The sequence below is a fragment of the Daejeonella sp. AP26 genome (assembly GCF_056680515.1).
The window spans coordinates 4,712,036-4,735,555 of sequence record NZ_CM155286.1 but is presented as its reverse complement, the minus strand read 5'-3'; the positions used below and the strand labels follow the sequence as shown (position 1 = coordinate 4,735,555).

The following is a 23,520-nucleotide window of genomic DNA, read 5'->3' as shown; positions in this document are numbered from 1 at the left end:
TTAATAATCATCAACGTCGAATCGCTTGTTTTTATGGAAGTAGTGCTTATCTTCTTCTGATATTGCTCGTAAAACCCGGCAGGGATTGCCAACTGCAATCACGTTGGCGGGTATATCCTTTGTAACCACACTACCTGAGCCTATAACGGTATTATCCCCGATCGTAACGCCTGGATTCACAACGGTATTTCCTCCAATCCAGACGCTGTTCCCAATGGCAATCTCGATACCATATTCATAACCAGAATTTCTCGACGACGCATAAACCGGGTGACCTGCTGTAAGAAGCGAAACATTAGGTCCAAACATCACATCGTCACCTATCGTAACTTTAGCCACGTCTAGGATGACACAGTTATAGTTTGCCATGAAGTTGTCTCCCACTTCAATATGCTTCCCATAATCGCAATGAAAGGGTGCTAGAATATTGACATTTGCCCCGGCCTTTCCTAAAATCCCCCTTATCAGGCCTTCTATCTTCCCAGGCTGATCAGGCGGACATAAATTATATTCGTAGATCTTCATCTTCGTTTCCATCTGCTCTTTCGGTAAACCATCCATGGAGGCTTTATACGGTAAGCCGGCAAGCATTCTTTCTTTTTGGTTCATAGTCTCACTTGTGATTCTTATTTTCATTTACATATTCCAGAAGATCACCTGGCTGACAATCCAGGGCATTGCAAATTGATTCCAGAGTGCTGAAACGGATTGCCTTTGCTTTGCCGGTCTTCAAAATTGAAAGATTAGATAAAGTCAGATCTACTTTCTCTGAAAGTTCATTCAATGACATCTTTCGTTTTGCCATCATCACATCTAAATTTACTATGATCGGCATAATTAAACGGTTAAATCGTTCTCTGATTGTAATTCAATCCCTTTATTGAATATTAGTGCAATGATATAAATCACCCCGGCAAAGAACAGAATCTCTCCTGAGGCCCAATCTATTGGAATCGTAATGTCCTTTTGATTCAGCCAATTGCAATATGCCTGGGCAATAACCGACAGCAACCCGGCCCACAATGCCAACCGGCTAATCATGCTAATGATCTTTCGGACACCTTCACTGAACGGGTTTTCTATCTTCATTTCCAGAAAGAGTTTGACCACCCAGTACCCTATGTATGCTTTCATACCTGTCAGTAGGGTCAGCATCCAGACAACGATGTGGTACTGTGCAATGCCGTAGCGGTAAAGCGCCCCGAGGTTCAATCCCATATTCAAATTTTGCGAAGCGAAAGGATTTATAGTGATACTGACAATATAGGAGTAAAGGATAGATCCGGTTTTAATGCAAAGGCCTATAAATATGATCCAGAACACCACATTCATGGCGTTCAGGATAAAAGTGTTTTTTGTTGACATACGACTAAGATTTGATACTAAAGTAATAAATAATCATTGATAAACAATAAATATTTATTCTTATTCAACTTATCAGTCTTACTGATTATTGAATTTATTCGCAATTCATTAATTCAATTGATGTTATTTCATATCAGAATCTGCACTTGCTTTCAGGGAACAATGCATCACCTTATGTGCCGTTTCCGTGTTTAAATGAAATACCAAAATCTCACTTCTCAACTGTCCTGAAGGTTGTTTTTCCCATACGGAATAATGTCTACCTTTAATTGTTCGCGGCATAAACCCTGTCTCAAATAACCATGAGAAAACTATTTATAATCCTGTCAGCCCTTGCCCTCACTATTATATTTTCGGTCAGCCTATTTTGGCCGCCAATTCTATGGGCACTAATAATTGTTGCCCCGTTTGTGCTACTCGGCGTTTACGATATCTTTCAGAAGAAGCATAGTATTTCACGAAACTTCCCGGTTGTTGGCAGGGTAAGGTTTCTTATGGAAACACTCCGTCCCGGGATATATCAATACTTCATAGAAGCCAATACGGAGGGTAGGCCCTTCAACCGCATAAATCGTTCACTGATCTACCAGCGGGCCAAGTCCGTTGACGATACCGTGCCCTTTGGAACACAGCTTAATGTCTACGAAAGCGGGTATTCATGGCTCAATCACAGTATTGCAGCTATCCACCCGGAGCATCTCAACCAGGATCCGCGCGTACTGGTAGGTGGACCAGATTGCAAGCAGCCTTACTCGGCAAGCATCTTTAACATATCGGCAATGAGTTTTGGCTCGCTCAGCCAAAATGCAATCCTGGCATTAAACGGGGGAGCTAAAATGGGTAACTTTGCACACAACACCGGCGAAGGAGGCTTAAGTCATTACCACCTTGAGCCCGGAGGAGATATCATCTGGCAGATCGGCACGGGTTATTTCGGCTGCCGGCATACCGATGGATCATTTAATGACGACGCTTTTCGCGAGCGGGCCCATTTTCCACAAGTCAAAATGATCGAGATTAAAATTTCGCAGGGAGCCAAACCCGGCCATGGCGGCATATTACCAGCCAGAAAGGTAACATCCGAAATAGCGCTTATTCGGTTAGTGGAGCCCGGTAAAGATGTGATATCGCCGCCCTCCCATACCGAATTCTCCACGCCCCTCGAAATGGTTGCTTTTATTAAAAGGCTGCGTGACTTGTCAGGGGGAAAGCCAATCGGATTCAAGCTATGCGTCGGAAATAAAAGCGAATTCCTGGCCATATGCAAAGCCATGCATGAAACCGGAATTTATGCCGACTTTATCACCGTAGATGGGGCAGAGGGTGGTACCGGAGCTGCGCCACTCGAGTTTTCTAACTCTGTAGGCATGCCTCTGCGGGAAGGTCTGGCCTTTGTGTATGATGCTTTAAACGGCTTTGGACTTAAGAAACACATCCGGATCATCTCTTCAGGCAAGGTTGCAACAGGATTTGATTTAGTGAAGAACTTCGCGATGGGTGCCGATATGTGTAACTCAGCCAGAGGGATGATGTTCGCCCTTGGTTGTATCCAGGCCCTGGAATGTAACGCCAATACATGTCCCACAGGAGTGGCTACCCAGGATCCGGCGCTCTCTAAAGGCCTCGTCGTTTCCGACAAGAAACTGCGGGTATTTAACTATCATAGGTCATCGGTCTTCAGTGCCATTCAATTAATGGGCGCTTCGGGCATTTGCCACCCCGCAGATATACAGCGTACCTATGTATACCGTCGTGTCGGTCCGAATAAGATAGAAACGTTCGCTGAAACCTACCCGGAAATACCTGAGGGAAGCTTAACGCAGACACCATATCCATCAAAATACGAACTCGATATGGCTCTCAGCAGCTCATCAACCTTTTTGCCTGTCTTCGAGAATGTATCTAAGGTGCAGCCGCAAAGCGCAAGCGCAGTGATTGATCCCGGGCTGAATGGCAAAGAGTAGGAATTTGCACTCTTTTAAAATTTGGAATACAAAGCATGAAAGCAAGCTTTTCTACTGCGTATCCGGGTCACTTTTATTGTTTCCGGGAGTAGGCAGGTTCCAGTGAAAACGAAGCCCTAATATGCGGAGCGAGAAACATAAAATCAGGGCAATGATCGCGACCCAGTCAACTGATAACCATTTCAGGTAGTTTCCCAAAACCACAACTACAGCACCCAGAAGTGCTGCCGATGCGTAAATCTCTTTTTCCAGGATGACAGGAATGCGGTTAAGCAAAATATCACGCACCACTCCGCCCCCCACGGCTGTAGTAACTCCCAGAAGCACAGCCACCTCACCATTATGGCCATGAGACAGTGCTTTCTCAGCACCTGTTACTGCAAACAATGCCAAACCAACGGCATCGAAGAGCAGCACCGGGCGATTGAGCCGTTGCACTATAGGAAACAAGCCCACTGTTAAGCCTGTAGCCACAATTGAAACAACTAAGTAGCGCCAGTTAGTTAAGCCCGCTGGTGGAATGGCCCCGATACACACATCACGAATAATACCGCCCCCGCAGGCAACTGTAAAGGCGATCGCACAGATCCCGAACAGGTCGAGATTTCGTTGCCTTGCTGCTGTGGCGCCACTTATGGCAAAGGCAAAAGTACCGGCAAGGTCCAGATAGAAATAAAGGGCGTGTAATTTTTCCATTTTAAGACCCCACCGATTAATTAAACCAGGCTGCAGCGGCTGTCAGCATAGTCTGTAAACCGGTTTTCAGCGTCGGGTTTAATACCGGAGCAAATCTTGGCGAATGGTTACTTGGGATATCGTTTAATCTATTATTCTTTTTAGCTTCCATATATACAACAGGATCGGTTCCTCCTACAAACCAAAAAACGTAAGGAACTTTCCAGTTTCGTCCAAAAATACTGAAATCTTCGCTGGCAGAAGCTGGCTGGGTTACATATGATCTACTCCCGAACTGCGCAGCAAAGGCTTCCGCTACTTTCAAGGTAGCTGCTGCGTCGTTCTCAGTTAATGGATAGCTCGCCAGCTCTGTAAATTCCGAATCACGCGGTGCATCAGAGGCCGCACATTCGGCACAGCAGATCCGTTTTACGGCTGAAAGTATATGATCCTTTACGCCATCATTGAAAGTTCGGATGTTCAATTTTAGTGTGGCATCATCAGGGATAATATTCTCTTTAGTACCCGCCTGCAGTGAACCGATGGTTAGCACAGCGTTGTCCAGCGGCGCTATTTCACGGGAAACGATAGTTTGTAAACGCATCGTCGTAGCCGCCGCCATTATAACAGGATCAACGGACGTTTGCGGCTGTGAACCATGTGACCCGCGACCAAAAAGTTTTACCTTTAAACTGTTGCCTGCCGATAAAATAGTTCCGCTGCGATGCCCTACGGTACCTGCTTCCCCTACCATCACATGCTGCCCAAGAATGATTTCCGGCTTAGGAAAACGCTTTATCATACCGTCGTCGATCATGCCCTGAGCACCGCGTCCGACTTCTTCACCAGGCTGAAAGACGGCCATTAGCGTTCCTTTCCATTGATCCCGGTGTTCCAAAAACAACCTGGCAGCACCCATCAGCCACGTTACATGCAAGTCATGTCCGCAAACGTGTGATACCCCTACCTCGATCCCTTCTTCGTCCAGGGCTCTTTTGGTGCTTTCATAAGGCAAGCCGGTGTCCTCGGTAACAGGAAGCGCATCCATGTCCGCCCGGAGCATCACCACAGGACCATCTCCATTCTTCATGATACCCACCACACCGGTTACTCCTATGCCTGTTGTTACTTCGAATTCGTATTTGCTTAAGTAATCCGCAGCAATTTTCGCAGTCCGGAATTCCTCCATCGACAGCTCCGGATTCCGGTGGATATCTTTATAGATCTCTTCCAGTTCCGGAAGCATCTGATCTATATGGCTGTCGATTTTATTATTGAAGTTTCTGATTTGCGAAATTTCCATAGATAAAGCTAAGCTTCTTATGACAAATTTTTGAATCGTTTGAAAGACTAAACCCTCAACAGCCCACGGAAACCCCTGGCGGCGTAGTAAGATTCAGCGCCATTATGATACAGGAAAATATGGTTGTAACGGCGGTCACAGAAGAAAGCACCGCCAAGTTTTCTGATGGCTGCAGGAGTCTGCACCCAGCTGGATGTTTTTTTATCGAATTCCCCCAGCTCCTGAAGTTTGCGGTATTGCTCTTCCGTCAAAAGCTCGACACCTATTTCAGCTGCCATACCGAGGGCACTTTTTGCAGGCTTGAATTCTTTCCTTGACTCCAGGGCTTCATTATCGTAACACAGACTTCTTCGGCCTTTGGGACTTTCTGCTGAGCAATCATAAAAAATGTATTCACCCGTATTTTCATCACAATCAACAACGTCCGGTTCACCGCCGCTTGTTTCCATTTCATTTATGGACCAGAGTTTTCCAGGATCAGCTTCGAGCCTTTCCTGCACTTTAACCCATTTCGAACCTTCATGGCGGCTCATGTTCTTTTCAAAACGGGCTTTTAATAATCCCAGCAATTCTTCGCTGTGTGCGGGTGATAACACTTGTTTATTTCCCATTGTTATAATGATTACGAAATGTCGGAATATCCCTTATACCTAAAGTTTTTGCTTTTTAGCTGTTAAAATAACTGCAGGTATTAGAAAAGTTAAGAACATTTAATACAAGAAAAAAAAGCAGTATATGAATTGGTTCTGTTAGCCTTTCGTTGTTATTTGCTGTCTATGGTGTAACTCAGCTCAGTTACTCCACAAACAAACTGATGAGTAGTTAATAGTTTTAGATTTATTTTATCTCTGATGCCTGTAAACAGTGGAATACCTTGTCCAAGAATAACAGGATTAACAAATAGCCAGTAACCGTCAATTAAGTTCTGTTGAATAAGTGAATGTGTTGCTGTCGGACTGCCAAAAAGTAGAATGTCCTTACCTGCCTGCTGTTTTATTTCATTTATGCAGGTTGAAAGATTATCGCTGATAATTTTTGTGTTAGTCAAACCCGCCTCTTTCATCGTTTTTGATAAAACAACTTTGTAAACTTTTTTATACCACTTCGAGTGTTCGATATCGTGTTGAGATGCTGCAGGCTTGTCTCCCGCGGTTGGCCAGTAATCTTCCATCATCTGATAGGTTACACGTCCATACAGTGCCGTGTCGCCTTCGCTTATCCGCTTACCGACATAATCAAAAATCTCTTCATCAACTTTAATCCAGTCCATCTCTCCGTTCGGTCCTGCAACAAAGCCGTCAAGCGATATGTGCATAAATGAAATTATTTTTCTCATATGGTACGTTTTTTATGGTTGCCTATGGTTTGTTGTTGTCGTTTTGCAATAACAGTTTAAGGCTGGGCGATGTGAGGACATTTACATTGTTTGTCCCACTACTGCCAGACTGATGTTGATGGTAGTTCTTTGGCAATATTATAGAGCTCTACGCCCTAGTTTATCCCCCTCGTAATTAATGAAGCATTTTGATTCACTTCAAAGTCGACCGAAGACACGTTTATTACGAATGGTCGGCTAACAACTGTTTTCACAAGGTCAGAATGCATAAAGTCTTCCATTGCTGTTTTGTCTTCCCATAAATAGAAACCCCCAAAAGTATTTTCCTCTTCGTTTGCCAACCAAACTTTTGAAATAAGACCTTTTACTCCCGCTATAATGGGCGCATCTGGTTCTACCATTCGCTTAAGATACTCCGATTGAGAAATATCCTTTAACTGATAAGTGATTACTTGTGCTCGCATTATTTTATTATTTTAAGTTAATAATGATGCTAAAGCAATGTGTAAGGAATGCAGAAATCGCAGGTCTTCTTTCGTACTGAAACTTGTTGACTTTTAAAAACCCACCAATTATGCTTTATTTTCAAAACCAGTTTCGTAAGTCTAAGTTTTACTTCTTTCATTCCTTTGAATAAGAGTATTAATCATACCGTATCGGGTGAAGACAATATTTGAGTGGCACCAACACATTTGCGAAAGCGACTATCTGGTGCTTGAAAGAGATTATGTGTTTGTTCCGATCGTTGTCCTTATCCCTAAGACTTTACATGTAAAAAACATTAAATTTATGACCATCCGGATCAGCAAAAAGAAAACCATAATACCCCTCACCAAATTCTTCCGGCTTTGAAATAATTCTCCCTCCTGCTCTTTCAACTTCGACTGCCCAATTGTCCACCTGCTCTTTGCTCTCGGCAGAAAGAGTGAACAACACTTCGGTTACTTTTTGAGAGTCTGCTATTTCAACTTTCATGTTAGCCTGGAGGATATCTTTCAAGAAAAAGTGGATCACAAAATCATCTTCACCAACAAAAAAACTTGCGAGCTCTTTCGAGGCATGTGTACCGTTAGGTTTGAATCCCAGTTCAGCATAAAATTTAGTTGTGCGCTCTAAATCGCTTACTGCTAAATTTGACCATATCTTTTTTGGGTTCATGAGGTTTCGATTAAAGGTTTTCAAATAGCCTGAGTCGTTGGCCCCTAACTCCTGTTTTCTCAGGCCCCGAATTGTCTGAAATGATGATCGGGATGCTTCCATTGGAATATCCCCCATTGTTCAGGTGTGAATTTACCAAAAAAAGGGTGTGAATTGATAGTACAATTTGCAGCTCCTCCTTCAAAAAACTGAGTGACCAATTGCTTCAACTTTGATTTCTCCTGCTCAAAGTTAAGGTCGTGTTTGTGTGTAAAGATGTAAGTTTTATCCGTGGGGGAGTTTTTGCCAAACGGCTTTTCACCAAGAACCCTTGACTTCATCAACGTCCCGATTATTCTCCCAATAAACAACCGTTTCACGAAACTCTTACCCATCGCAGTTTCCATAGAGACATTGCAATGAGCTAACATTTGACTCACGTCCATTTTACCCCATTTTCTTTGATTGCCAGGCGCGAGTTTTTCAATTCGACATACAACTTCAGAGACGTCTTGTTGATTGAATAGGCTGCTCATTGAATTATTGATATAACTGTGCTGTGAGGAATATTCTATCTCAATTATGGTTTGACACACTAACTTTTTAAATTAACAATTACGCCTAAAATTCCCATGGGGAAATAAAAATGCGTGAATCATCTCAAAGGCCATCTTTGGTAAAGCCATGCGCATATCTCACATTCGGTAATAGTATTTCGAAAAATACTCACATTATCAAACTTCTGCTTTTATTTATTGCAAAAAAGGATTTCTGAGCGTTTCTGCCCTCCATACTCTTGAAGGTCTCAGGCAGTCACTAATTCTTCCATCGCCTCAATCCAAAGTGGATGATCATTCAGGCTTTCAACCAGTTGAACACGTTCGCCACCCAATGCTTTAAATTCATCACCATATTCTACCGTTACTTCATAGACGGTTTCCAGACAATCTGCCACAAACGCCGGACAAAAAACAAGCAAACTTTTGATGTTTTTGGCCGCGAGGTCCTTGATCACTTCACTGGTGTAAGGTTGCACCCATGGATCTTTCCCTAAGCGGGATTGAAAGCAAACAGTGTATTTGTCATTCGGTATGCCTAGCCGGGCTGCAATTAAACGAGCAGTATCGTAACACTGAGCTGAATAGCAGAACTTATTATTCTCAGTCAATGTTGAGCAGCAATTGTCTTTTTTCAAACAATGCACACCGGAATGATCTGATTTTATGAGCTGGCGCTGAGGTAATCCGTGAAAACTAAACAGTATGTGATCAAAACTTTCAGGCTGATGCTTCTCGGCATTCTCTGCGAATGTTTCAATCATCCCGGCATTATCATGAAAGGAGTTAATAAACGAGATATTTGGAATAGTTGGCCATTTGCGCACCAGTTCCATTACCTTTTCTAGTACAGAGCCGGTACTAGCAGACGCATAATGCGGAAATAAGGGTAAAACCCTGATACTGTCAACGTTTCCATCCTGCAGCTTATTTAAGGCCGATTCGATTGAAGGACTTTGGTAGCGCATGGCCAGCTCGATCTGGTATTCCTCACCCAGCTTTTCTCTTAGTAATTCTAATTGCCTGATGCTATAATATAAAAGTGGTGAGCCGGTAGTATCCGACCATATCTCTTTATATAGTTTTGCGGATTTAGGCCCGCGAAAGGGTACAATTAGACCTTTTACCAGAGCAGCGCGCCATACCGGATTAACATCGATTACACGTTCATCCATTAAAAACTCATCTAAGTACTTGCGTACATCCGCTGTTGACGGACTATCCGGCGTTCCTAAATTCACTAATAAAACTCCTTTTTTGCCCATTCTTAAAATTCGAAGATCACTCCTATTGTTGGGAGAACGTTTCCGTTCTCGTTATCTATTAATTTAGTCTTATACCTGCTCGCATCTGTCGGATCATCTTGCGGCAATCCATCCGCCGAGCGATCTAACAACAGTATCGGCTGAAGCAAGTATTTGTTATACGTTAGGTTTTGAATGTCCAAATATACATTTAGGTTGAACTTCCTGAAGGGGTACTTTTTATCAACCCGGAGATCAAGCTGATAAAAATCACCCAACCTGCCTTCATTAAGTCGGTTATAATCCTGAATACCCTGTGGATAAATAGAATAATTACTTTTTAGCGATGATACCTGAAGATCATAAGGCGTATACGGACTTCCGCCATTAACTCTGAGCTTGGCGCCCAGCTCCCAGTTCCTTTTAAATAATTTTCCGGCGGTAAGGCTGACATTATATCTTGTATCCCACGACGAAGGCACATACTGCCTATTCTTGTCCCTGAACTCGCTGTTGAAAAGCGTCAGCGCCATTATCCCGTAAAATCCTTTGGTTAAACGCTGTTGAGCTAAGAATTCGACGCCGTAGGCTCTCCCTTCCGTGGAACCCGTTACCGGCCTGTTTCCTACAACGCCAAAATCAGCACCTAAATTAGCATGTGGAATGTCATTACCCAAAACATTGATAATCGGATATTGATCGTAGCCCTTGTAAAATCCTTCCACGGTAAAACGAGTATTCTTCAGTGTGTTATACTCTACCCCAAGCACTAACTGACTGGATCGAATATAGTCTACCTCTTTATTTAATAATGGACCTGAACTTTCTGCCCGGTAACCTAAAATAGTGTAGGCAGGTAACTGATAATAAATACCCGAATTGAAATTAAGGCTCAATTTATCGGTGAAGTTGTAGGAAGCAGATATCCGTGGAGATATTGTCTGACTCAAGTCTTTCATCTTGTCCGAGTAGGTATTCGCGTCGGCGCGTAAGCCAGCTGATACAATTAATTTCTCGCCAAACATTGATCTGCTTACCTGTGCAAATAGACCATATTTAATAAAGTCAAGTTCTGAAGAGTATTCTACGTTCCCAAATGGAAGGACATTTAATGTGTTTGTTGTATAATCGGCACTTTCTATTCCGGCACCGTAATTAATCTTGTAAGCACCCTCCTGACTATTATTTTCAAAACGGAATTTATTTTCCGTCTCCGTTGATAGATAGTCTAATGTTAGAATTTTACTCTCATCGTTATCCTGAAACTTAACAGCCTTGTTACTTAAATAATTACGACTTAATACGAAGGTGGAATAACCTTTTGAGCGGTAGTTTTTATAATTGGCGCCTACGGTGTAGTTGTCCTGCGTGTTCACCGGAATATTTCCAAGTGTATAGAGATTTTGTTCAGTCGGATCAGAATCAAAGTTTAGTTTGAACCTGTCTATTGCCCCAAGGCCAAGAAGTGTCAGTTCGTTCTTCGAATTGAAGCGGGTCTTCACTTTAAACTGGTAATCCTGGTAAGAAGGAAGAAAAGGCAATCCAATGATCTTAAACAGGCCTTGCAGGTAAGAATACCGGTAAGATGCGATAAAGGTGGTCTTCTCACTTAGAGGTCCTTCAAGAGTTGCAGCAGCGTCACTAAAGCCTGCCGTTATGGACGCTGCCAGTTTCTCGCTGTTGCCGTCCTTTTGTTTAAATTCAAAAACAGAACTCAAGGTATTTCCACGATTTGCTGGAAAAGCACCGGAATAGAAGTCGACCTCACGGATAAAATCAACATTAATCAGACCTACAGGACCACCGGAAGAACCCTGAGTAGCAAAGTGATTAATGTTGGGAATTTCGACGCCATCTATATAGAAGCGGTTTTCGTTGGGCGCCCCACCCCGGATAATGATATCATTGCGAAAACTAACTGGCGCTGATACACCGGGCAATGACTGAATTACCCGGGAAATGTCGCGGTTACCGCCAGGGTTACGTTTGATCTCCGTTGAACCAATAGTTCTTAGTGAAACCGGGCTTTCTACAGGTTTAATGAAGACCGGGCTTCTTATGGTAACCTCTTCCAGTGTCGCAGCTTCTGTTTCTAATGACACATCAATAAAAGATGTTCGGGCATTGCTAACCTGGATATCAAAAACTGACCTGGGTTTGTAGCCTACATAGGAAAAGCGAATATTGTAGACCCCAGGTTTAAGGTCATTAAAGATGTAACTACCAGTAGAATCTGTAGTGGTTCCTTTATTTAAATCGGGTATCGAAACTGAAACTCCGGCGAGTTGCTGGTTGGTTAATGCGTCGGTAACCTTGCCCCTTATCACACCGGTAGCCAAACTATTTATTTGCCCCTGTGTTGTAATCCCGCAAAATGAAATAATTAATAATATTAAAAGTCTTTTCATGTGGTAACGTACGTATCAAAAGTACTGCAATCCCCAAATCAGTTTAAGGAAGGATTGCACTATACAATTCTTTTTACTGGAGTGTGACTATTTCATGGTCCATAATTTCCACCAGGGGGTTCCCGGGGAATCGTGATGTTCATAATGGTACCCGAAAAAGTAGCAGGAAAAGAACGCGAGTACATGATTCTTTTTCTGTGTACGTGATTGATGAACATTATGGTGATCACCATGATGCGGCAACCAGGTGCCAAAATAAAATAGTTGAAGTGTGCTCAAGAGTGACGGAACAACCCAGAAGAGAACAATATTGGACTCCGTAAACCAGATCTTCAGCACGTTAAATAATACAGCCATCATCAGCAGCTGCTTCCAGGAAATATATTCCTTCATGAAATTTAAATACCATTTCCAGAAACTTCCATTATGATAATCCGGATCATCTTCTGTATGAACATGGCGATGATGTTCATGGTGCTTATTATAAAGTCTTTTAAAAGGGAAGGCGGCATAAAGGGCGGTGCATAGCTGGCCTATCGCATTATTTAACGACCGATTCGGAGAAACCGTACCATGCATCGCATCATGAGCTGTGATAAACAAGCCGGTATAGAGATGCATTTGCACCAAAATAAGCAGATAAGTTACTGGATTTTGAAACCTGAAGTCGAGGTTTAGCAGAAGGAAAAGGCTAACCGTCCACAACGTGATTACCAAACAAGCAATTAAAACACCGGGAGTCAGTACTGATTTCATGTGCGGCCATTAGGTAAAACCGAAATCGTCTTTAATAAGATTCCAATACATCTTTCACTTTCTTCATCAGCCACATCGGCGTTGAAGTAGCACCGCAGATGCCAACCCGATCATTCGGATTAAAGATGGTGATATCTAATTCAGACGGACTAGAGATAAAGAACGTGTTTTCATTGAACTGACGGCATACTTCAAAAAGCACTTTACCATTTGAAGATTTTAGTCCGGAAACAAAGATGATCTTATCGAAGTCCTTAACAAAGTTTCGGAGATCCTCATAGCGATTCGAAACCTGGCGGCAAATGGTATCGTTTGCCTTCACTTCATACCCGCGATTAATCAGTTCATCCTTGATCTTATAGAATTTATCAGTGCTCTTGGTAGTCTGGCTGTATAACGTAAACTTCTCCGGAAGATCTACATCTTCCAGTTCCGCGATGTCCTGAAAAACAAGCGCCTCATTATTTGTTTGGCCTTCTAATCCTATCACTTCTGCGTGACCATGCTTACCGAAGATCAGGATCTTTTCTTTGGCATCATGTGAGTTTTTAATGCGGTTTTGAAGCTTTAAAACGACCGGGCAGGACGCATCGATAAGGGTAATGTTATTCTCGAGGGCTAGTTTATAAGTTTCAGGCGCTTCCCCATGTGCACGGATAAGGACTTTCTCGTCCCTCAGGCTTTTCAATTCCTCGTGAGAGATAATTCGCAGACCTTTTTTCTTAAGCCGCTCTACCTCCTCATCATTATGAACGATATCTCCAAGGCAGTATAAATACCCTTCGTTTTCCAGGATCTCTTCTGCCATATCAATGGCATAGACAACCCCAAAACAAAATCCTGAATCCCTGTCAATTGATACCTGAAGATTATAACTCATTGCTTTATCAAAATTGGACTAATACGCCTTCTGCAAAAGTACAAAAATTGTTCCTTAGCCTCGCAGTTCAATATGCCATCTAATTAAAGTTACCTGCAGGTGATAAGACGATAAAAACATTCCTTTTTGACTACCATTTCCATTCTTTCTTATCAAAGGAATTTCCGAACTCATCCAATAACGCTTCATTATCCTTCAATGAGCCAGCTTTGAGGAACTGTGCTTCCCGTCCCTGACGCGGTTGAGCGGTGACAGCATTGATAACGATTGTATTTCCCCGAACTTCCAGACTAACTTCATCTCTAATAGAATTGCTCCACAAATGCCTTTGGAAGCAACACTGCTATTGAATTACCTATTTTTTTAACCTTAACAATCATCCTCAGAAGCTCAATGATGTTATCACAAAAATAACTCATGGAGTGAAATTTAGGATTTAAGAGTGCAGGAATTAGTTCCAAAAATTTAAGGTCGCAAAGAAAATCAGCTGTGAAATAAGCAGAACTATTGCGGCGGGGTTCTTTTTACGAAACTTCCTGGCAAAAAAGAACAGCATCATGCAGAAGGAGAATATAAACCAGGCCACATAATTTTGAAAGGGAATATTCAAGTCAGCCCAATTCCAATAGTCAAACCGAATGGCTACAGGCTCAATCAATATATCCATAAATACCAGGAAAAAGGCTCCAATTAAAGCCCTTACCACGTGGTTTTGAATCTTCAGGTATGAAATTGAGGCTCCCGTACTATAGATCATGATCACCCAGTTGACTCCGATCATTAACGGGACCGCTGCGAGTTTGATTCCCAGCGTTTGACCGTACTGGTAGGAGCCAAATATATAACCTGTATTCACCCCTATCACCTCTATAAGATACCCGGCGAGGTAGGCCACCAGTAGGAAAAGTTTAAATTCCTTGTTTTTTTGACGATGTGATATAATTAATAAGATCACCATCAGCAGCAGGTGAAAAGGCACCAGTTTCAAAAACAAGGGAGTTAACGATGGGCTAAGGAATCCGATAAGCCCCACGGTATAAAAAATCACAATCAGGAAACCGCAAATAACGACTTTGTTCAGTTTCATGTTTTGATTATCCTTCCTTTCCAGGTAACGGTTTTAGTAAAATGTTTTTGCATAGATAGAACCGATAAAATAAGTAACATCAGCATCTGAAAGGGATGCAATATAATATTCAGCCATGGATTCTGTCCGGAAGAAAGAGAGATCATGATACGGCTCAAGATAATCAGGCCGATTGCAAAAACCAAAAGTTGAAGATCTAAATAGTATGCTATGGCAAACGGGCCAAAAAAGACCAGAAACATGTAAATACAGAGACTTGGCACGCTATTGTTAAAACCAGCCAGCAGATTCTTGCTAAATCCTTCCAGAGCCTGACCAAGGCCCCTGTACATGCGACAATGAATATAGCCATTGGCCAGTAAAGCTTCACCGCGAAGCTTGTAAGCTTTAACCAGCTTAATAATCTCAATATCCTCTACCACTTTGCCTTTCACTAGCTCGTGCCATTGATGCTCCTTATAGCTCTGCGCTTCAAATAACATGAACTGGCCGCTTGCCGCAGCAAATGCAGGATTTTTTGACAATCGTACGAGTCGAAGCGGTAAAAGATTGAGCAACAAAAAATGCATTAACGGTACAACCAGTCGTTCGCCAATTGAAAGCATAATTTGATCCGTGAATAAACTCAGCAAGTTTAGACGGTTGATTCTCATGCGATGAACCGCGTTATTGATCAAGCCGTTGGACACAATTTCATCTGCATCCAGAAACAAAAGGTATTCTCCTGTGGCGGCTTGGGCTAACTGGCTGCAGGCGAAATTTTTGCCCAACCAACCCTTTGGCAAGTCACGACCCTCCATGATCTTAACACGCGGATTTAAGGCTGCGAATCGTTTGCAAATCTCAAGCGTGGCATCATCCGAATGATCATCTAGCACAATCAATTCGAAGTTTTTATAATCTTGATTTTGAATAGAATGCAATAAAGCCGGAAGGTTCTCCGCCTCGTTACGAGCCGGCACAAGAATAGACACCAGCTGCTTGTATTGCCTGGTTGAATGTGTGAGCTTTGGATTTGAAATAAAATTAAAGAGCGTTACTGTAAAACGTAAAATCAGGAAGAAAAATACCAGATATACCAGGATCATATCAGATCGTTATGTGTGCCTGTTGTTGCCGCGAGGTATCGTAATGCTTGTTAAATGTACTCTTTATCAATTGCAAACTAGTGAACTCCTCTGCATCCCAATGCCTTAAATAACATTGAATGGACGGCTTACGATTTGCAAAAAAGTCAGAAAATATAGCTGCAAAAATATATTGGAACTGCCGGTTAGAGGAATTCACCAGGTTTATTAAGCCTTTCTCAAAAGGGATAGTATTCAGGTGATTTGAATAAAGCTTACCCTGAGGGAAGATCAAGACCAGGTTTTGCGGATCATCTAAAAGTTTACCGGCATACTCAAGGGATTCAATTACGCTTCTCGAATTCTTTTTTACCGAGAAACTGCCAAGATATTTCAGGAACCATACTTTGTGGTAATTCTCTTCAGTAATCATCACATGAAAAGCTTTCCTGAAGTACAAACGGTTGATCTGGAAGATGAAAAATCCATCCCACCAGGAAAAATGATTGCATAATACCAGTATTGAACGGTCCGAATCAAACGGTACGCGATTGAAATCAAAGGTCTTGAAATCAGTATTTATCAGCCGACCGATGTACCAGGCAAATATGTTATAAATGAATCTATTCCGGCGAGGCTTGAGCATTAGGGTAAATATATAAAAACGCGTTAGATTCCAATTGTTGATTTACGGCTGCACCGACGCATTCTAATGGTTAGCCACCTTTGGTATCATCCCGTCCACTATCCTGGCAGAAAGCAGGGCTAGTGGAATGCCACCGCCGGGATGAACACTTCCTCCTACAAAATACAGGCCCTTGACTTGAGAGAAGTTAGGATGTCTTACGAAAGCTGCAAAACGATTATTCGAGCTGCTGCCATAAAGCGAACCCTGGTAGGAAGACGTATTCGCTTCAATACTGCGGGGATCCAGGATGCGTTCAAAGCATATTAATTTACTAATATCCCGTCCTAATCTATCAGATAGCTTTTTAATTATATTCCTTTTGGCTTCTGCAATGTACTTATCCCAGTCCTGACCGGAGTTAGAGGGTACATTTATCATCACGAACCAGTTCTCACATCCGGGCGGAGCATCATCCGGCTTAAGCTTTGAACTAATGTTTATATAGATAGTCGGATCATGATACACATCCCTTTCTTGCCAGATATGCCGAAACTCTTCCGGGTAGTTCTCACTGAAAAATATATTATGCAGCTCTAGCTGATCAAAAGTAGATTCCAGACCCCAATAAAAGATTAGGGCTGAGCTGCTGCGCTCCTGCCTGACAATTCGTGCGGGCATTTCCCTTTTAGGCAGAAGCTTTTTGTAGGTAAACCAGATATCCATATTGGAAACAATCAATTCAGCAGGAATGGTTTCCTGATTAACCTTGCTGCCTGTGACCGCATTTCTGTCTTCAACTATTTCATCAATCGCCATGTTGTAATGGAATTTAACCCCTAGTTCTTCGGCCAGTTTAACAAGCGATTTAGTGATCGAGTACATTCCTTCGGCTGGGAAATAGGCCCCGAAATGATGTTCCAGATGTGGTATAATATTTAAGGTTGCTGGCGCCTGGTACGGATCCGAACCGTTATACGTAGCATATCGATTAAATAAACGAACAGTTTTACTGTCTTTGAAGAAGCTGCTGTTCGCTTCGTTCATTGATCGAAAAGGATCTATTTTTAAAAACCTCAATATCGAATTTACTGTGCGACTATTTAGATAGCTCGAAATGCGGTGTAATGACTTTTCCAGAAAAATGTGATTAGTGATTTGGTAGATCTCTGCGCTTTTCTTCAAAAACCTTGAAACGGTCATTGCACTATCAGAGGTTTTCTTTTCTATTTCCTTTGCAAATCTCTCTTCTTCTGCCCATGCGTTAATACAACTTCCGTCCTGGTAGAAATATTTACAAACCAATTCTAGTTTTTGATACTGAAGATACTTCCGGGGATCTCTTCCAGCCAGTGTAAACAGTTCGTCTACATACTGAGGCATGGTGAATAAGCTGGGGCCGGCATCAAATCGAAACCCTTCTCCTTCAATTTCAGCCAGCTTTCCGCCAGCGTAATCATTAGCTTCAAAAACGTCAACTTCGTATCCCTTAACAGCCAGCCTGATGGCTGATGCTATACCCGCTATGCCGGCACCTATCACTATTGCTTTGGCCATAAAGGGTGAAATTACAATATTCCGGACACTAAGAATATTGCCAACCGTATTATCCGCTTCCATTCGCTTTATGTCTGACGAATTTCACAAATACGGCGGCCATTTTAAATTAGTTATCCAACATAGGCTGCTATTCTTTCCACCGCTATAAACCGGCGACCGCGTCGTTTTTAGATATTCACAAAAAGGCCATCTTTTTAAGATAGCCTTCTCTGAAAATACGATATAATTATTTTGATTTATTCATTTTCATCCAGTGATCTACCGAGTACGGGCCAGAGCCAATCACCCAGAAAAGAACCAGTAGCATGAGTACGATTATGGAAAGCCATAACTCTGAATTAAGGGTAGAAAATCCCTTAGATATGTTGACAAAGAAAACGGCCCCCAACAGGATGGGAATCTGAATAACGACAGCGAAACGGGTAACTAAACCAATGATGATCAGCACACCTCCTACCAGGTGCACAAATGCCACAACATGCGTTAAAGCCATGGCCATTAAGCCTGAAAAACCATAAACACTATTCTGAACGAATAATCCTCTCAGGGCGTCTATATTCGAAACAAAGTAGATTCCTTTCATCAGGATAATAACTCCCAACACTATTCGCAGAATATCCAGCCACCTAGCGTGATGCACATCGCCCCAGCGTTCGATTTTTTGTACTGTATTCATAATTGCCTCCTTTAAGATGTTTAAGAATTTGCTAGTATGAATTTACAGAATTATTTATAGATATTATAGTGAGAATGAGGTACGTGGACCAGGTTCTGAGCAAAAGATCAGGTTAACATCCTGCAGTCAGGCAGGCCTAGGTGGGGTCCATTTTACTTCAGAACATCCAACACCTTAAACATCTTCTGCTTTACAACCGAGCTGCTGCCATTATAATTATTGATCATGATGGAAAATACAAACGGTGTTTCCGCTGATGCGCTGGTCTCATAGCCAGTATAAGCCAAAACACCATTAATGCTCCCGCTTTTCATTGTCATGTTGTTGAACTTCGGAAAACTGTCAAAATACGTTTTAAACCAGGGTTCTTTTTTCGCGGAGAATAATATCTGCGCCATAGCCATCGTGGTGATCCTGTTGCCCGACGACAAGCCGCTCCCATCAATTAAGTTCATCGCATTCTCGTCGATTCCCAGTTTTTCATTCCAGAATTCTTTAACCGCATTCACTCCTATATCGGTTTCCGCTTCTTTACCCCTCTGAAGTGCGATGGATTTCACCAGGTGCTCGCCATATAAGTTGATACTTTTTTGATTAAACCAGTAAACGATCTGACTTAGCGTAGGCGAGGTATGGACTGCTAACACCTTATCGACCGGCAAAACATTTATATTATCAGATAGCAAAGCGCGGCCGGTGATGGGTGGCAAGCTAAACCGAACATTCAACTTTTTCAGTGTGTCCTGCAACCGGAAAGCCAGCTCTAATGCTGGGTCGGGTACCGAAGCAGAAATTGTCTTTTTAAGATCGATACCATACGTACCACGCAGATAAATTAGATTCGAATAGGGAGCCGAGAAAGCATATACGTTGTCGCCACTGCCCGGCTTGCCCGTCTTCACTTCATTGACAATCTTCAGATAAGACATGTCAGGAACAGTTTTAAGCAGTACGGTTGGATCTCCGGTTCTAATGCCCGGTTTAAAGATCAGATCAAACTGGTTTTCGTGCCAGCTAAGCGAGTTCGGACCGGCACCATAGTAATTCCCGATATCCTGCCAGTTCCATCCCAGAGGCAGGCTCTGGCTTCCAAATAAGGTATCGTCGGTGATGAGCCGGCCGCTGATCTTTTTAATACCGCTTTCGCGGATGGCCTGTACCCATTTGTTCAGAAGAACTTCCGGCTTGGTGTCATTATAGCGCCAGCTTCCCAAACTCGGGTCACCGCCGCCGGTGAGGATAACATTGCCGCTCAGCGTGCCATCGGCGCTGATGCTTCCCGAATAACCAAGGGTGGTTTTCCAGGTGTACTCCGGTCCCAGCAGGTGATAAGCCGCAGCTGAGGTGATGGTTTTTAAAGTAGATGCGGGAGCCAAACCCGTATTGCCGTTACGGGAAAATACCACTTCGCCATTTTCGCCATTCAGCACCGTTAAGGAGGCACTACCGTACTTTAATTGCGGATCTTTCTCCAGCATGGTGTAAGCATTTTCCAGCTTCTGAGCAACGGTTTGTGAAAAACCATTCAATATAAAAAAGCAAAAAAACACGGACAGGGAGATTCTCATTTCGTAAAAGTAGGAATTCAATATTTATAAAGGTCCCGGTTAACAGGATCGTTCAGTCTGATAAAACTGGGGAAATTGGCTTATTTCAGAGAAACTTTAACCAGCACGGGTAAATGATCTGAAGGATAACGCTGCTTTTTCGAGTCGGACAGAACGGCGAATTTCAACACCGTGACCTGATTATTCACGAAGATATAATCAATGCGCTCTTTGAGCTCCGCATCGAATTTAAACGCGCTAAAAGTACCTTCCGGGCCATAGGGCTTAGCTTTCGATATCTCCTTCGCATCTTTCAAAAAAGTCTTAAGAACTGCGATGGGCGGAGTGTCCGGCGTTGTGTTCAAATCGCCCGTCAGGATCACCGGAAACTTACCTGCAATCTGTTGAATTCTTTTCTTAATCAGCTCTGAAGATTTTTCGCGGGCAATTACGCCCATGTGATCATAATGCGTATTGAATACAAAGAACTCCTTCTTCGTTGCCTGATCAGATAATTTCACCCAGGTACAAATTCGGATGATGTGCGCATCCCAACCTTTGGACGGTTTATCCGGAGTTTCAGAGAGCCAAAAAGTACCCGAGTCCTGTTTTTTAAAACGAGCCTTGTTATAATAGATGGCCGTGTACTCCCCTTTGGTCTGGCCGTCGTCTCTTCCTACACCCTCCAGCCCGAACGGACTATCTTTTAAAATATAGTCCACCTGTTCTTTCAAAGCCTCCTGCACACATAAGATATCTGTTTCGTGATAGGCTACCAATTCTTTTACCCAGTCCTTACGGTTCTCCCAGGCATTCACTCCGTCATTAGGAGTACTGTATCGAATGTTGTACGACATTACATTCATTGCCGGTTGCGCTCCAGCCTGCCCCAAAACAAGGCAGAAGAAGATGCAAATAAAAGTTGTCCTCATAATAGCTTTGCGATATTTCCTTTACCAAAGCTAAAAAAACAAACCAGAAACCGGTCTGCTGAGACAGTGACTATTCTTCCAACCCGACATTAGAAACATTGAACGCATGAAGTTCATTCAAGTTAATCGCAAAAATTCTCCCAGTCAGGTCTCTTTTGAAGGTTAAAGAACAGCACCGGCCATCTAACTCGTTAAGGAACTGATTCGTGACCTCAGTTCCGATAATCTCTGCTGCAATTTCATAAATCCCTCAGAGTTTTGAGCATGCGGTCCTCCTTATATTTTAGTTGAGTTTTCATCAGGTCTCGTAGAGGTTTCCTAGTAGTTTCCTAGTAGTTTCCTAGTAGTTTTCTAGTAGTCGGCTAGTAAGATCCTACTAGTAAACTACAAGGATGATACAAGAAAACTATTATTCATTTTTAATGATACCTATCTATGTTACGAAGAAGGAAATTTCTGGCTAATAACTGTCTGCGCTCGCAGCGTATGGGGCTCTTGACTTTGGACCTGCTTCTGATCCCGGTTGAGAAGATTGTAGAACTATTTGTAGATTTTGATTAATGAAGTGCGGGAACGTGGATCACCATTTTAATTGAGCGTTACTTTTGCCTCATGATGAGCGTTAATTTTAACTAACCGGATTCACATGCAAGCAACCGAATTTAGGCAACGAGTATTCGTAAACAGCTATTCATAAATTGTCTATATTTGATATCATGATTGACGAAAAAGAACTGCTGGCGTTAAGCGAGGATGAGAAACTCGCGATCATTGATTTTCTTCAAAGCAACTTGTTCGGCGATTCCTACCGTGTCCCTATTGATCAACAAAATATTGTTGCAGAACGAATAGAGAAGATAGAAAAAGGAGAAACCAAATTTTTCTCTTTAAAAGAGTTTAAAGAGAAACTTGAAAACGGACAGGATTGAAATATGAAATCATGATATCTGAGGATGTCCTGACAGACGTTTCAGAAATTATAGATTGGTATGATTCAATTTCTGAAAAAGTCTCTAAAAAATTTAATTATGATTTTGTAAGCAGACTCGAGTCTGTTTCAAACCATCCCTTTAAATATCAAATCAGATATAGCAAATACGTGAGGATAGCTCCCCTAAAGGGCTTTCCTTACGGCATACACTATTATATTAGACTTAACACAATTTATATTATCGCAATTTTCCATTATAAAATAAGCCCAAAACATTGGAGGAAACGTCATTAAGCTTCAACACATCCAATTTCAGAGAAATTCTATTTGTAAATTAATAGCCCGGTTCTGTAGAAAGCCGGGCTATTAATATATTAGGGCAATTAATTTATCCAATCAAACTATTCTTCAACAAATGCTCCGCTATCTGCACAGCATTGGTGGCGGCACCTTTTCGCAGGTTATCAGCAACGATCCAAAGATTTAAGGTGTTCTCTTGAGATTCATCGCGGCGGATACGCCCTACAAACACTTCATCCTTTTCGTGAGCGTCTTTTGGCATTGGGTATTTTAAATTCGCGGGATCGTCGACGACAATAATGCCCTCCTCTTTTTCAAGAATGGAGCGAATTTCTGCAAGGTCGAACTCATTTTCAAACTGTATGTTCACAGACTCTGAGTGTCCGCCCATCACCGGAATACGTACCGTGGTTGCAGTTAATTTGATAGAATCATCACCCATGATCTTTTGAGTCTCAAGGATCATCTTCATTTCTTCTTTCGTATAACCGTTATCCTGAAATACATCAATTTGCGGAATAACGTTCAGATCTATGGGGTAAGCATAAGCCATCTCGCCAACAATTCCCTTGCGCTCATTCATCATCTGCTCTACCGCTTTAACACCCGTACCGGTTACCGACTGGTAGGTAGAAACTACAACTCGTTTAATCTTATAACGATCATGCAATGGTTTTAAAACCACGACCATTTGAATAGTTGAACAATTTGGATTGGCAATGATCTTATCGTCTTTGCTTAAAACATTGGCGTTCACTTCCGGAACAACCAATTTTTTATCCGGGTCCATTCTCCAGGCAGATGAATTGTCAATAACAGTTGTACCTGCTTCTGCAAAACGTGGAGCATCCTTTAAAGAAGTACTTCCGCCTGCTGAAAACAGCGCCAGATCCGGCTTCATTGCGATCGCATCATCAACTGTAACTACAGTATACTTCTTTCCCTTAAACTCGATCTGTTTGCCCGCACTCTTAGCAGAGGCAACCGGAATTAATTCTGTAACTGGGAAATTGCGCTCTGCTAATACCTTTAACATCACCGATCCTACTAAACCGGTAGCGCCTACTACTGCAATTTTCATGTGTATAATTTGTTTTTAAGTGGCAATTCTGCAATTATGCGTCGCTCCGTAATCTTTGCCGGCACACAACTGGTCTCATCTCTGTTTTT

General features: G+C 42.4%; 26 protein-coding genes. 3 read left to right on the top strand and 23 right to left on the bottom strand.

Going from position 1 to position 23,520, the window contains the following annotated elements:
- Genes AC1MCB_RS20205 through AC1MCB_RS20195 form a run of 3 tightly spaced genes read right to left on the bottom strand, consistent with a single transcriptional unit; the run spans nucleotide 1 to nucleotide 1,365 of the window.
- Entirely contained in the window at nucleotides 1-609 is a 609-nt protein-coding gene (locus AC1MCB_RS20205; RefSeq protein WP_479966535.1) for a sugar O-acetyltransferase, read from the bottom strand.
- A 4-nt stretch (nucleotides 610-613) separates the two neighbouring features.
- Nucleotides 614-835, bottom strand: a complete 222-nt coding sequence (locus tag AC1MCB_RS20200) for a helix-turn-helix domain-containing protein (RefSeq protein WP_479966534.1) — start codon at nucleotides 833-835, stop codon at nucleotides 614-616.
- 2 nt (nucleotides 836-837) lie between these two features.
- Complete coding sequence (locus AC1MCB_RS20195) at nucleotides 838-1,365, bottom strand: DUF2975 domain-containing protein (protein ID WP_479966533.1); 528 nt, start codon at nucleotides 1,363-1,365, stop codon at nucleotides 838-840.
- A 302-nt stretch (nucleotides 1,366-1,667) separates the two neighbouring features.
- On the opposite strand from AC1MCB_RS20195, the gene AC1MCB_RS20190 reads away from it, so the two are divergent.
- Nucleotides 1,668-3,329: an FMN-binding glutamate synthase family protein gene (locus tag AC1MCB_RS20190; protein ID WP_479966532.1), complete on the top strand. Its 1,662-nt coding sequence runs from the start codon at nucleotides 1,668-1,670 to the stop codon at nucleotides 3,327-3,329.
- Nucleotides 3,330-3,380: 51 nt separating this feature from the next.
- Here the strand turns inward: AC1MCB_RS20190 and AC1MCB_RS20185 are convergent, their stop codons facing one another.
- The 19 genes from AC1MCB_RS20185 to AC1MCB_RS20095 all read right to left on the bottom strand — a co-directional run bounded on the left by AC1MCB_RS20185 (nucleotide 3,381) and on the right by AC1MCB_RS20095 (nucleotide 21,119).
- Complete coding sequence (locus AC1MCB_RS20185; protein ID WP_479966531.1) at nucleotides 3,381-4,025, bottom strand: trimeric intracellular cation channel family protein; 645 nt, start codon at nucleotides 4,023-4,025, stop codon at nucleotides 3,381-3,383.
- Between the two features lie 16 nt (nucleotides 4,026-4,041).
- Nucleotides 4,042-5,307 (bottom strand): M20 family metallopeptidase, encoded by a 1,266-nt coding sequence (locus AC1MCB_RS20180; RefSeq protein WP_479966530.1) that lies wholly within the window; start codon nucleotides 5,305-5,307, stop codon nucleotides 4,042-4,044.
- Between the two features lie 47 nt (nucleotides 5,308-5,354).
- Nucleotides 5,355-5,918, bottom strand: coding sequence for a DUF4256 domain-containing protein (locus AC1MCB_RS20175; RefSeq protein ID WP_479966529.1), 564 nt, complete (start codon nucleotides 5,916-5,918; stop codon nucleotides 5,355-5,357).
- 152 nt (nucleotides 5,919-6,070) lie between these two features.
- Nucleotides 6,071-6,643 (bottom strand): dihydrofolate reductase family protein, encoded by a 573-nt coding sequence (locus AC1MCB_RS20170; protein ID WP_479966528.1) that lies wholly within the window; start codon nucleotides 6,641-6,643, stop codon nucleotides 6,071-6,073.
- Nucleotides 6,644-6,798: 155 nt separating this feature from the next.
- Nucleotides 6,799-7,107: a YdhR family protein gene (locus tag AC1MCB_RS20165; protein WP_479966527.1), complete on the bottom strand. Its 309-nt coding sequence runs from the start codon at nucleotides 7,105-7,107 to the stop codon at nucleotides 6,799-6,801.
- 301 nt (nucleotides 7,108-7,408) lie between these two features.
- A complete protein-coding gene (locus AC1MCB_RS20160; protein WP_479966526.1) occupies nucleotides 7,409-7,801 on the bottom strand; it encodes a VOC family protein in 393 nt (130 codons plus the stop codon).
- Nucleotides 7,802-7,860: 59 nt separating this feature from the next.
- Nucleotides 7,861-8,316 (bottom strand): DUF1569 domain-containing protein, encoded by a 456-nt coding sequence (locus AC1MCB_RS20155; protein ID WP_479966525.1) that lies wholly within the window; start codon nucleotides 8,314-8,316, stop codon nucleotides 7,861-7,863.
- 269 nt (nucleotides 8,317-8,585) lie between these two features.
- Entirely contained in the window at nucleotides 8,586-9,602 is a 1,017-nt protein-coding gene (gene hemH, locus AC1MCB_RS20150) for a ferrochelatase (protein ID WP_479966524.1), read from the bottom strand.
- A 2-nt stretch (nucleotides 9,603-9,604) separates the two neighbouring features.
- Complete coding sequence (locus AC1MCB_RS20145; protein ID WP_479966523.1) at nucleotides 9,605-11,989, bottom strand: TonB-dependent receptor; 2,385 nt, start codon at nucleotides 11,987-11,989, stop codon at nucleotides 9,605-9,607.
- Between the two features lie 87 nt (nucleotides 11,990-12,076).
- A complete protein-coding gene (locus AC1MCB_RS20140) occupies nucleotides 12,077-12,745 on the bottom strand; it encodes a fatty acid desaturase (protein WP_479966522.1) in 669 nt (222 codons plus the stop codon).
- A 31-nt stretch (nucleotides 12,746-12,776) separates the two neighbouring features.
- Complete coding sequence (locus AC1MCB_RS20135) at nucleotides 12,777-13,625, bottom strand: 4-hydroxy-3-methylbut-2-enyl diphosphate reductase (RefSeq protein WP_479966521.1); 849 nt, start codon at nucleotides 13,623-13,625, stop codon at nucleotides 12,777-12,779.
- Between the two features lie 130 nt (nucleotides 13,626-13,755).
- A complete protein-coding gene (locus AC1MCB_RS20130) occupies nucleotides 13,756-13,947 on the bottom strand; it encodes a hypothetical protein (RefSeq protein ID WP_479966520.1) in 192 nt (63 codons plus the stop codon).
- Between the two features lie 129 nt (nucleotides 13,948-14,076).
- A complete protein-coding gene (locus AC1MCB_RS20125; protein ID WP_479966519.1) occupies nucleotides 14,077-14,712 on the bottom strand; it encodes a carotenoid biosynthesis protein in 636 nt (211 codons plus the stop codon).
- Nucleotides 14,709-15,800 (bottom strand): glycosyltransferase family 2 protein, encoded by a 1,092-nt coding sequence (locus AC1MCB_RS20120; RefSeq protein ID WP_479966518.1) that lies wholly within the window; start codon nucleotides 15,798-15,800, stop codon nucleotides 14,709-14,711. Before AC1MCB_RS20120 ends, AC1MCB_RS20125 begins: the two co-directional genes overlap by 4 nt.
- Before the next feature lies 1 nt (nucleotide 15,801).
- Nucleotides 15,802-16,425 (bottom strand): lysophospholipid acyltransferase family protein, encoded by a 624-nt coding sequence (locus AC1MCB_RS20115; protein WP_479966517.1) that lies wholly within the window; start codon nucleotides 16,423-16,425, stop codon nucleotides 15,802-15,804.
- Between the two features lie 63 nt (nucleotides 16,426-16,488).
- Nucleotides 16,489-18,024: a 1-hydroxycarotenoid 3,4-desaturase CrtD gene (gene crtD / locus AC1MCB_RS20110; protein WP_479966516.1), complete on the bottom strand. Its 1,536-nt coding sequence runs from the start codon at nucleotides 18,022-18,024 to the stop codon at nucleotides 16,489-16,491.
- Nucleotides 18,025-18,190: 166 nt separating this feature from the next.
- Nucleotides 18,191-18,640: a DoxX family protein gene (locus tag AC1MCB_RS20105; protein WP_479966515.1), complete on the bottom strand. Its 450-nt coding sequence runs from the start codon at nucleotides 18,638-18,640 to the stop codon at nucleotides 18,191-18,193.
- A 152-nt stretch (nucleotides 18,641-18,792) separates the two neighbouring features.
- Nucleotides 18,793-20,208, bottom strand: a complete 1,416-nt coding sequence (gene dacB / locus AC1MCB_RS20100) for a D-alanyl-D-alanine carboxypeptidase/D-alanyl-D-alanine endopeptidase (RefSeq protein ID WP_479966514.1) — start codon at nucleotides 20,206-20,208, stop codon at nucleotides 18,793-18,795.
- 80 nt (nucleotides 20,209-20,288) lie between these two features.
- Nucleotides 20,289-21,119: an endonuclease/exonuclease/phosphatase family protein gene (locus AC1MCB_RS20095; RefSeq protein ID WP_479966513.1), complete on the bottom strand. Its 831-nt coding sequence runs from the start codon at nucleotides 21,117-21,119 to the stop codon at nucleotides 20,289-20,291.
- Between the two features lie 435 nt (nucleotides 21,120-21,554).
- Here AC1MCB_RS20095 and AC1MCB_RS20090 point away from each other — a divergent pair, with 435 nt between their 5' ends.
- Nucleotides 21,555-21,680, top strand: coding sequence for a hypothetical protein (locus AC1MCB_RS20090; RefSeq protein WP_479966512.1), 126 nt, complete (start codon nucleotides 21,555-21,557; stop codon nucleotides 21,678-21,680).
- 155 nt (nucleotides 21,681-21,835) lie between these two features.
- On the top strand, nucleotides 21,836-22,048 hold the full coding sequence (locus AC1MCB_RS20085) for an addiction module protein (protein ID WP_479966511.1): 213 nt from the start codon (nucleotides 21,836-21,838) through the stop codon (nucleotides 22,046-22,048).
- A gap of 390 nt (nucleotides 22,049-22,438) precedes the next feature.
- On the opposite strand, the gene AC1MCB_RS20080 is transcribed toward AC1MCB_RS20085, so the two are convergent.
- Complete coding sequence (locus AC1MCB_RS20080; protein ID WP_479966510.1) at nucleotides 22,439-23,431, bottom strand: aspartate-semialdehyde dehydrogenase; 993 nt, start codon at nucleotides 23,429-23,431, stop codon at nucleotides 22,439-22,441.
- Nucleotides 23,432-23,520: the final 89 nt, after the last annotated feature.

Coding starts and splice junctions, on each gene's coding strand:
- AC1MCB_RS20205 (WP_479966535.1), bottom strand. CDS start 609: ATGAACCAAAAAGAAAGAATGCTTGCCGGCTTACCGTATAAAGCCTCC.
- AC1MCB_RS20200 (WP_479966534.1), bottom strand. CDS start 835: ATGCCGATCATAGTAAATTTAGATGTGATGATGGCAAAACGAAAGATG.
- AC1MCB_RS20195 (WP_479966533.1), bottom strand. CDS start 1,365: ATGTCAACAAAAAACACTTTTATCCTGAACGCCATGAATGTGGTGTTC.
- AC1MCB_RS20190 (WP_479966532.1), top strand. CDS start 1,668: ATGAGAAAACTATTTATAATCCTGTCAGCCCTTGCCCTCACTATTATA.
- AC1MCB_RS20185 (WP_479966531.1), bottom strand. CDS start 4,025: ATGGAAAAATTACACGCCCTTTATTTCTATCTGGACCTTGCCGGTACT.
- AC1MCB_RS20180 (WP_479966530.1), bottom strand. CDS start 5,307: ATGGAAATTTCGCAAATCAGAAACTTCAATAATAAAATCGACAGCCAT.
- AC1MCB_RS20175 (WP_479966529.1), bottom strand. CDS start 5,918: ATGGGAAATAAACAAGTGTTATCACCCGCACACAGCGAAGAATTGCTG.
- AC1MCB_RS20170 (WP_479966528.1), bottom strand. CDS start 6,643: ATGAGAAAAATAATTTCATTTATGCACATATCGCTTGACGGCTTTGTT.
- AC1MCB_RS20165 (WP_479966527.1), bottom strand. CDS start 7,107: ATGCGAGCACAAGTAATCACTTATCAGTTAAAGGATATTTCTCAATCG.
- AC1MCB_RS20160 (WP_479966526.1), bottom strand. CDS start 7,801: ATGAACCCAAAAAAGATATGGTCAAATTTAGCAGTAAGCGATTTAGAG.
- AC1MCB_RS20155 (WP_479966525.1), bottom strand. CDS start 8,316: ATGAGCAGCCTATTCAATCAACAAGACGTCTCTGAAGTTGTATGTCGA.
- hemH (WP_479966524.1), bottom strand. CDS start 9,602: ATGGGCAAAAAAGGAGTTTTATTAGTGAATTTAGGAACGCCGGATAGT.
- AC1MCB_RS20145 (WP_479966523.1), bottom strand. CDS start 11,989: ATGAAAAGACTTTTAATATTATTAATTATTTCATTTTGCGGGATTACA.
- AC1MCB_RS20140 (WP_479966522.1), bottom strand. CDS start 12,745: ATGAAATCAGTACTGACTCCCGGTGTTTTAATTGCTTGTTTGGTAATC.
- AC1MCB_RS20135 (WP_479966521.1), bottom strand. CDS start 13,625: ATGAGTTATAATCTTCAGGTATCAATTGACAGGGATTCAGGATTTTGT.
- AC1MCB_RS20125 (WP_479966519.1), bottom strand. CDS start 14,712: ATGAAACTGAACAAAGTCGTTATTTGCGGTTTCCTGATTGTGATTTTT.
- AC1MCB_RS20120 (WP_479966518.1), bottom strand. CDS start 15,800: ATGATCCTGGTATATCTGGTATTTTTCTTCCTGATTTTACGTTTTACA.
- AC1MCB_RS20115 (WP_479966517.1), bottom strand. CDS start 16,425: ATGCTCAAGCCTCGCCGGAATAGATTCATTTATAACATATTTGCCTGG.
- crtD (WP_479966516.1), bottom strand. CDS start 18,024: ATGGAAGCGGATAATACGGTTGGCAATATTCTTAGTGTCCGGAATATT.
- AC1MCB_RS20105 (WP_479966515.1), bottom strand. CDS start 18,640: ATGAATACAGTACAAAAAATCGAACGCTGGGGCGATGTGCATCACGCT.
- dacB (WP_479966514.1), bottom strand. CDS start 20,208: ATGAGAATCTCCCTGTCCGTGTTTTTTTGCTTTTTTATATTGAATGGT.
- AC1MCB_RS20095 (WP_479966513.1), bottom strand. CDS start 21,119: ATGAGGACAACTTTTATTTGCATCTTCTTCTGCCTTGTTTTGGGGCAG.
- AC1MCB_RS20090 (WP_479966512.1), top strand. CDS start 21,555: ATGTTACGAAGAAGGAAATTTCTGGCTAATAACTGTCTGCGCTCGCAG.
- AC1MCB_RS20085 (WP_479966511.1), top strand. CDS start 21,836: ATGATTGACGAAAAAGAACTGCTGGCGTTAAGCGAGGATGAGAAACTC.
- AC1MCB_RS20080 (WP_479966510.1), bottom strand. CDS start 23,431: ATGAAAATTGCAGTAGTAGGCGCTACCGGTTTAGTAGGATCGGTGATG.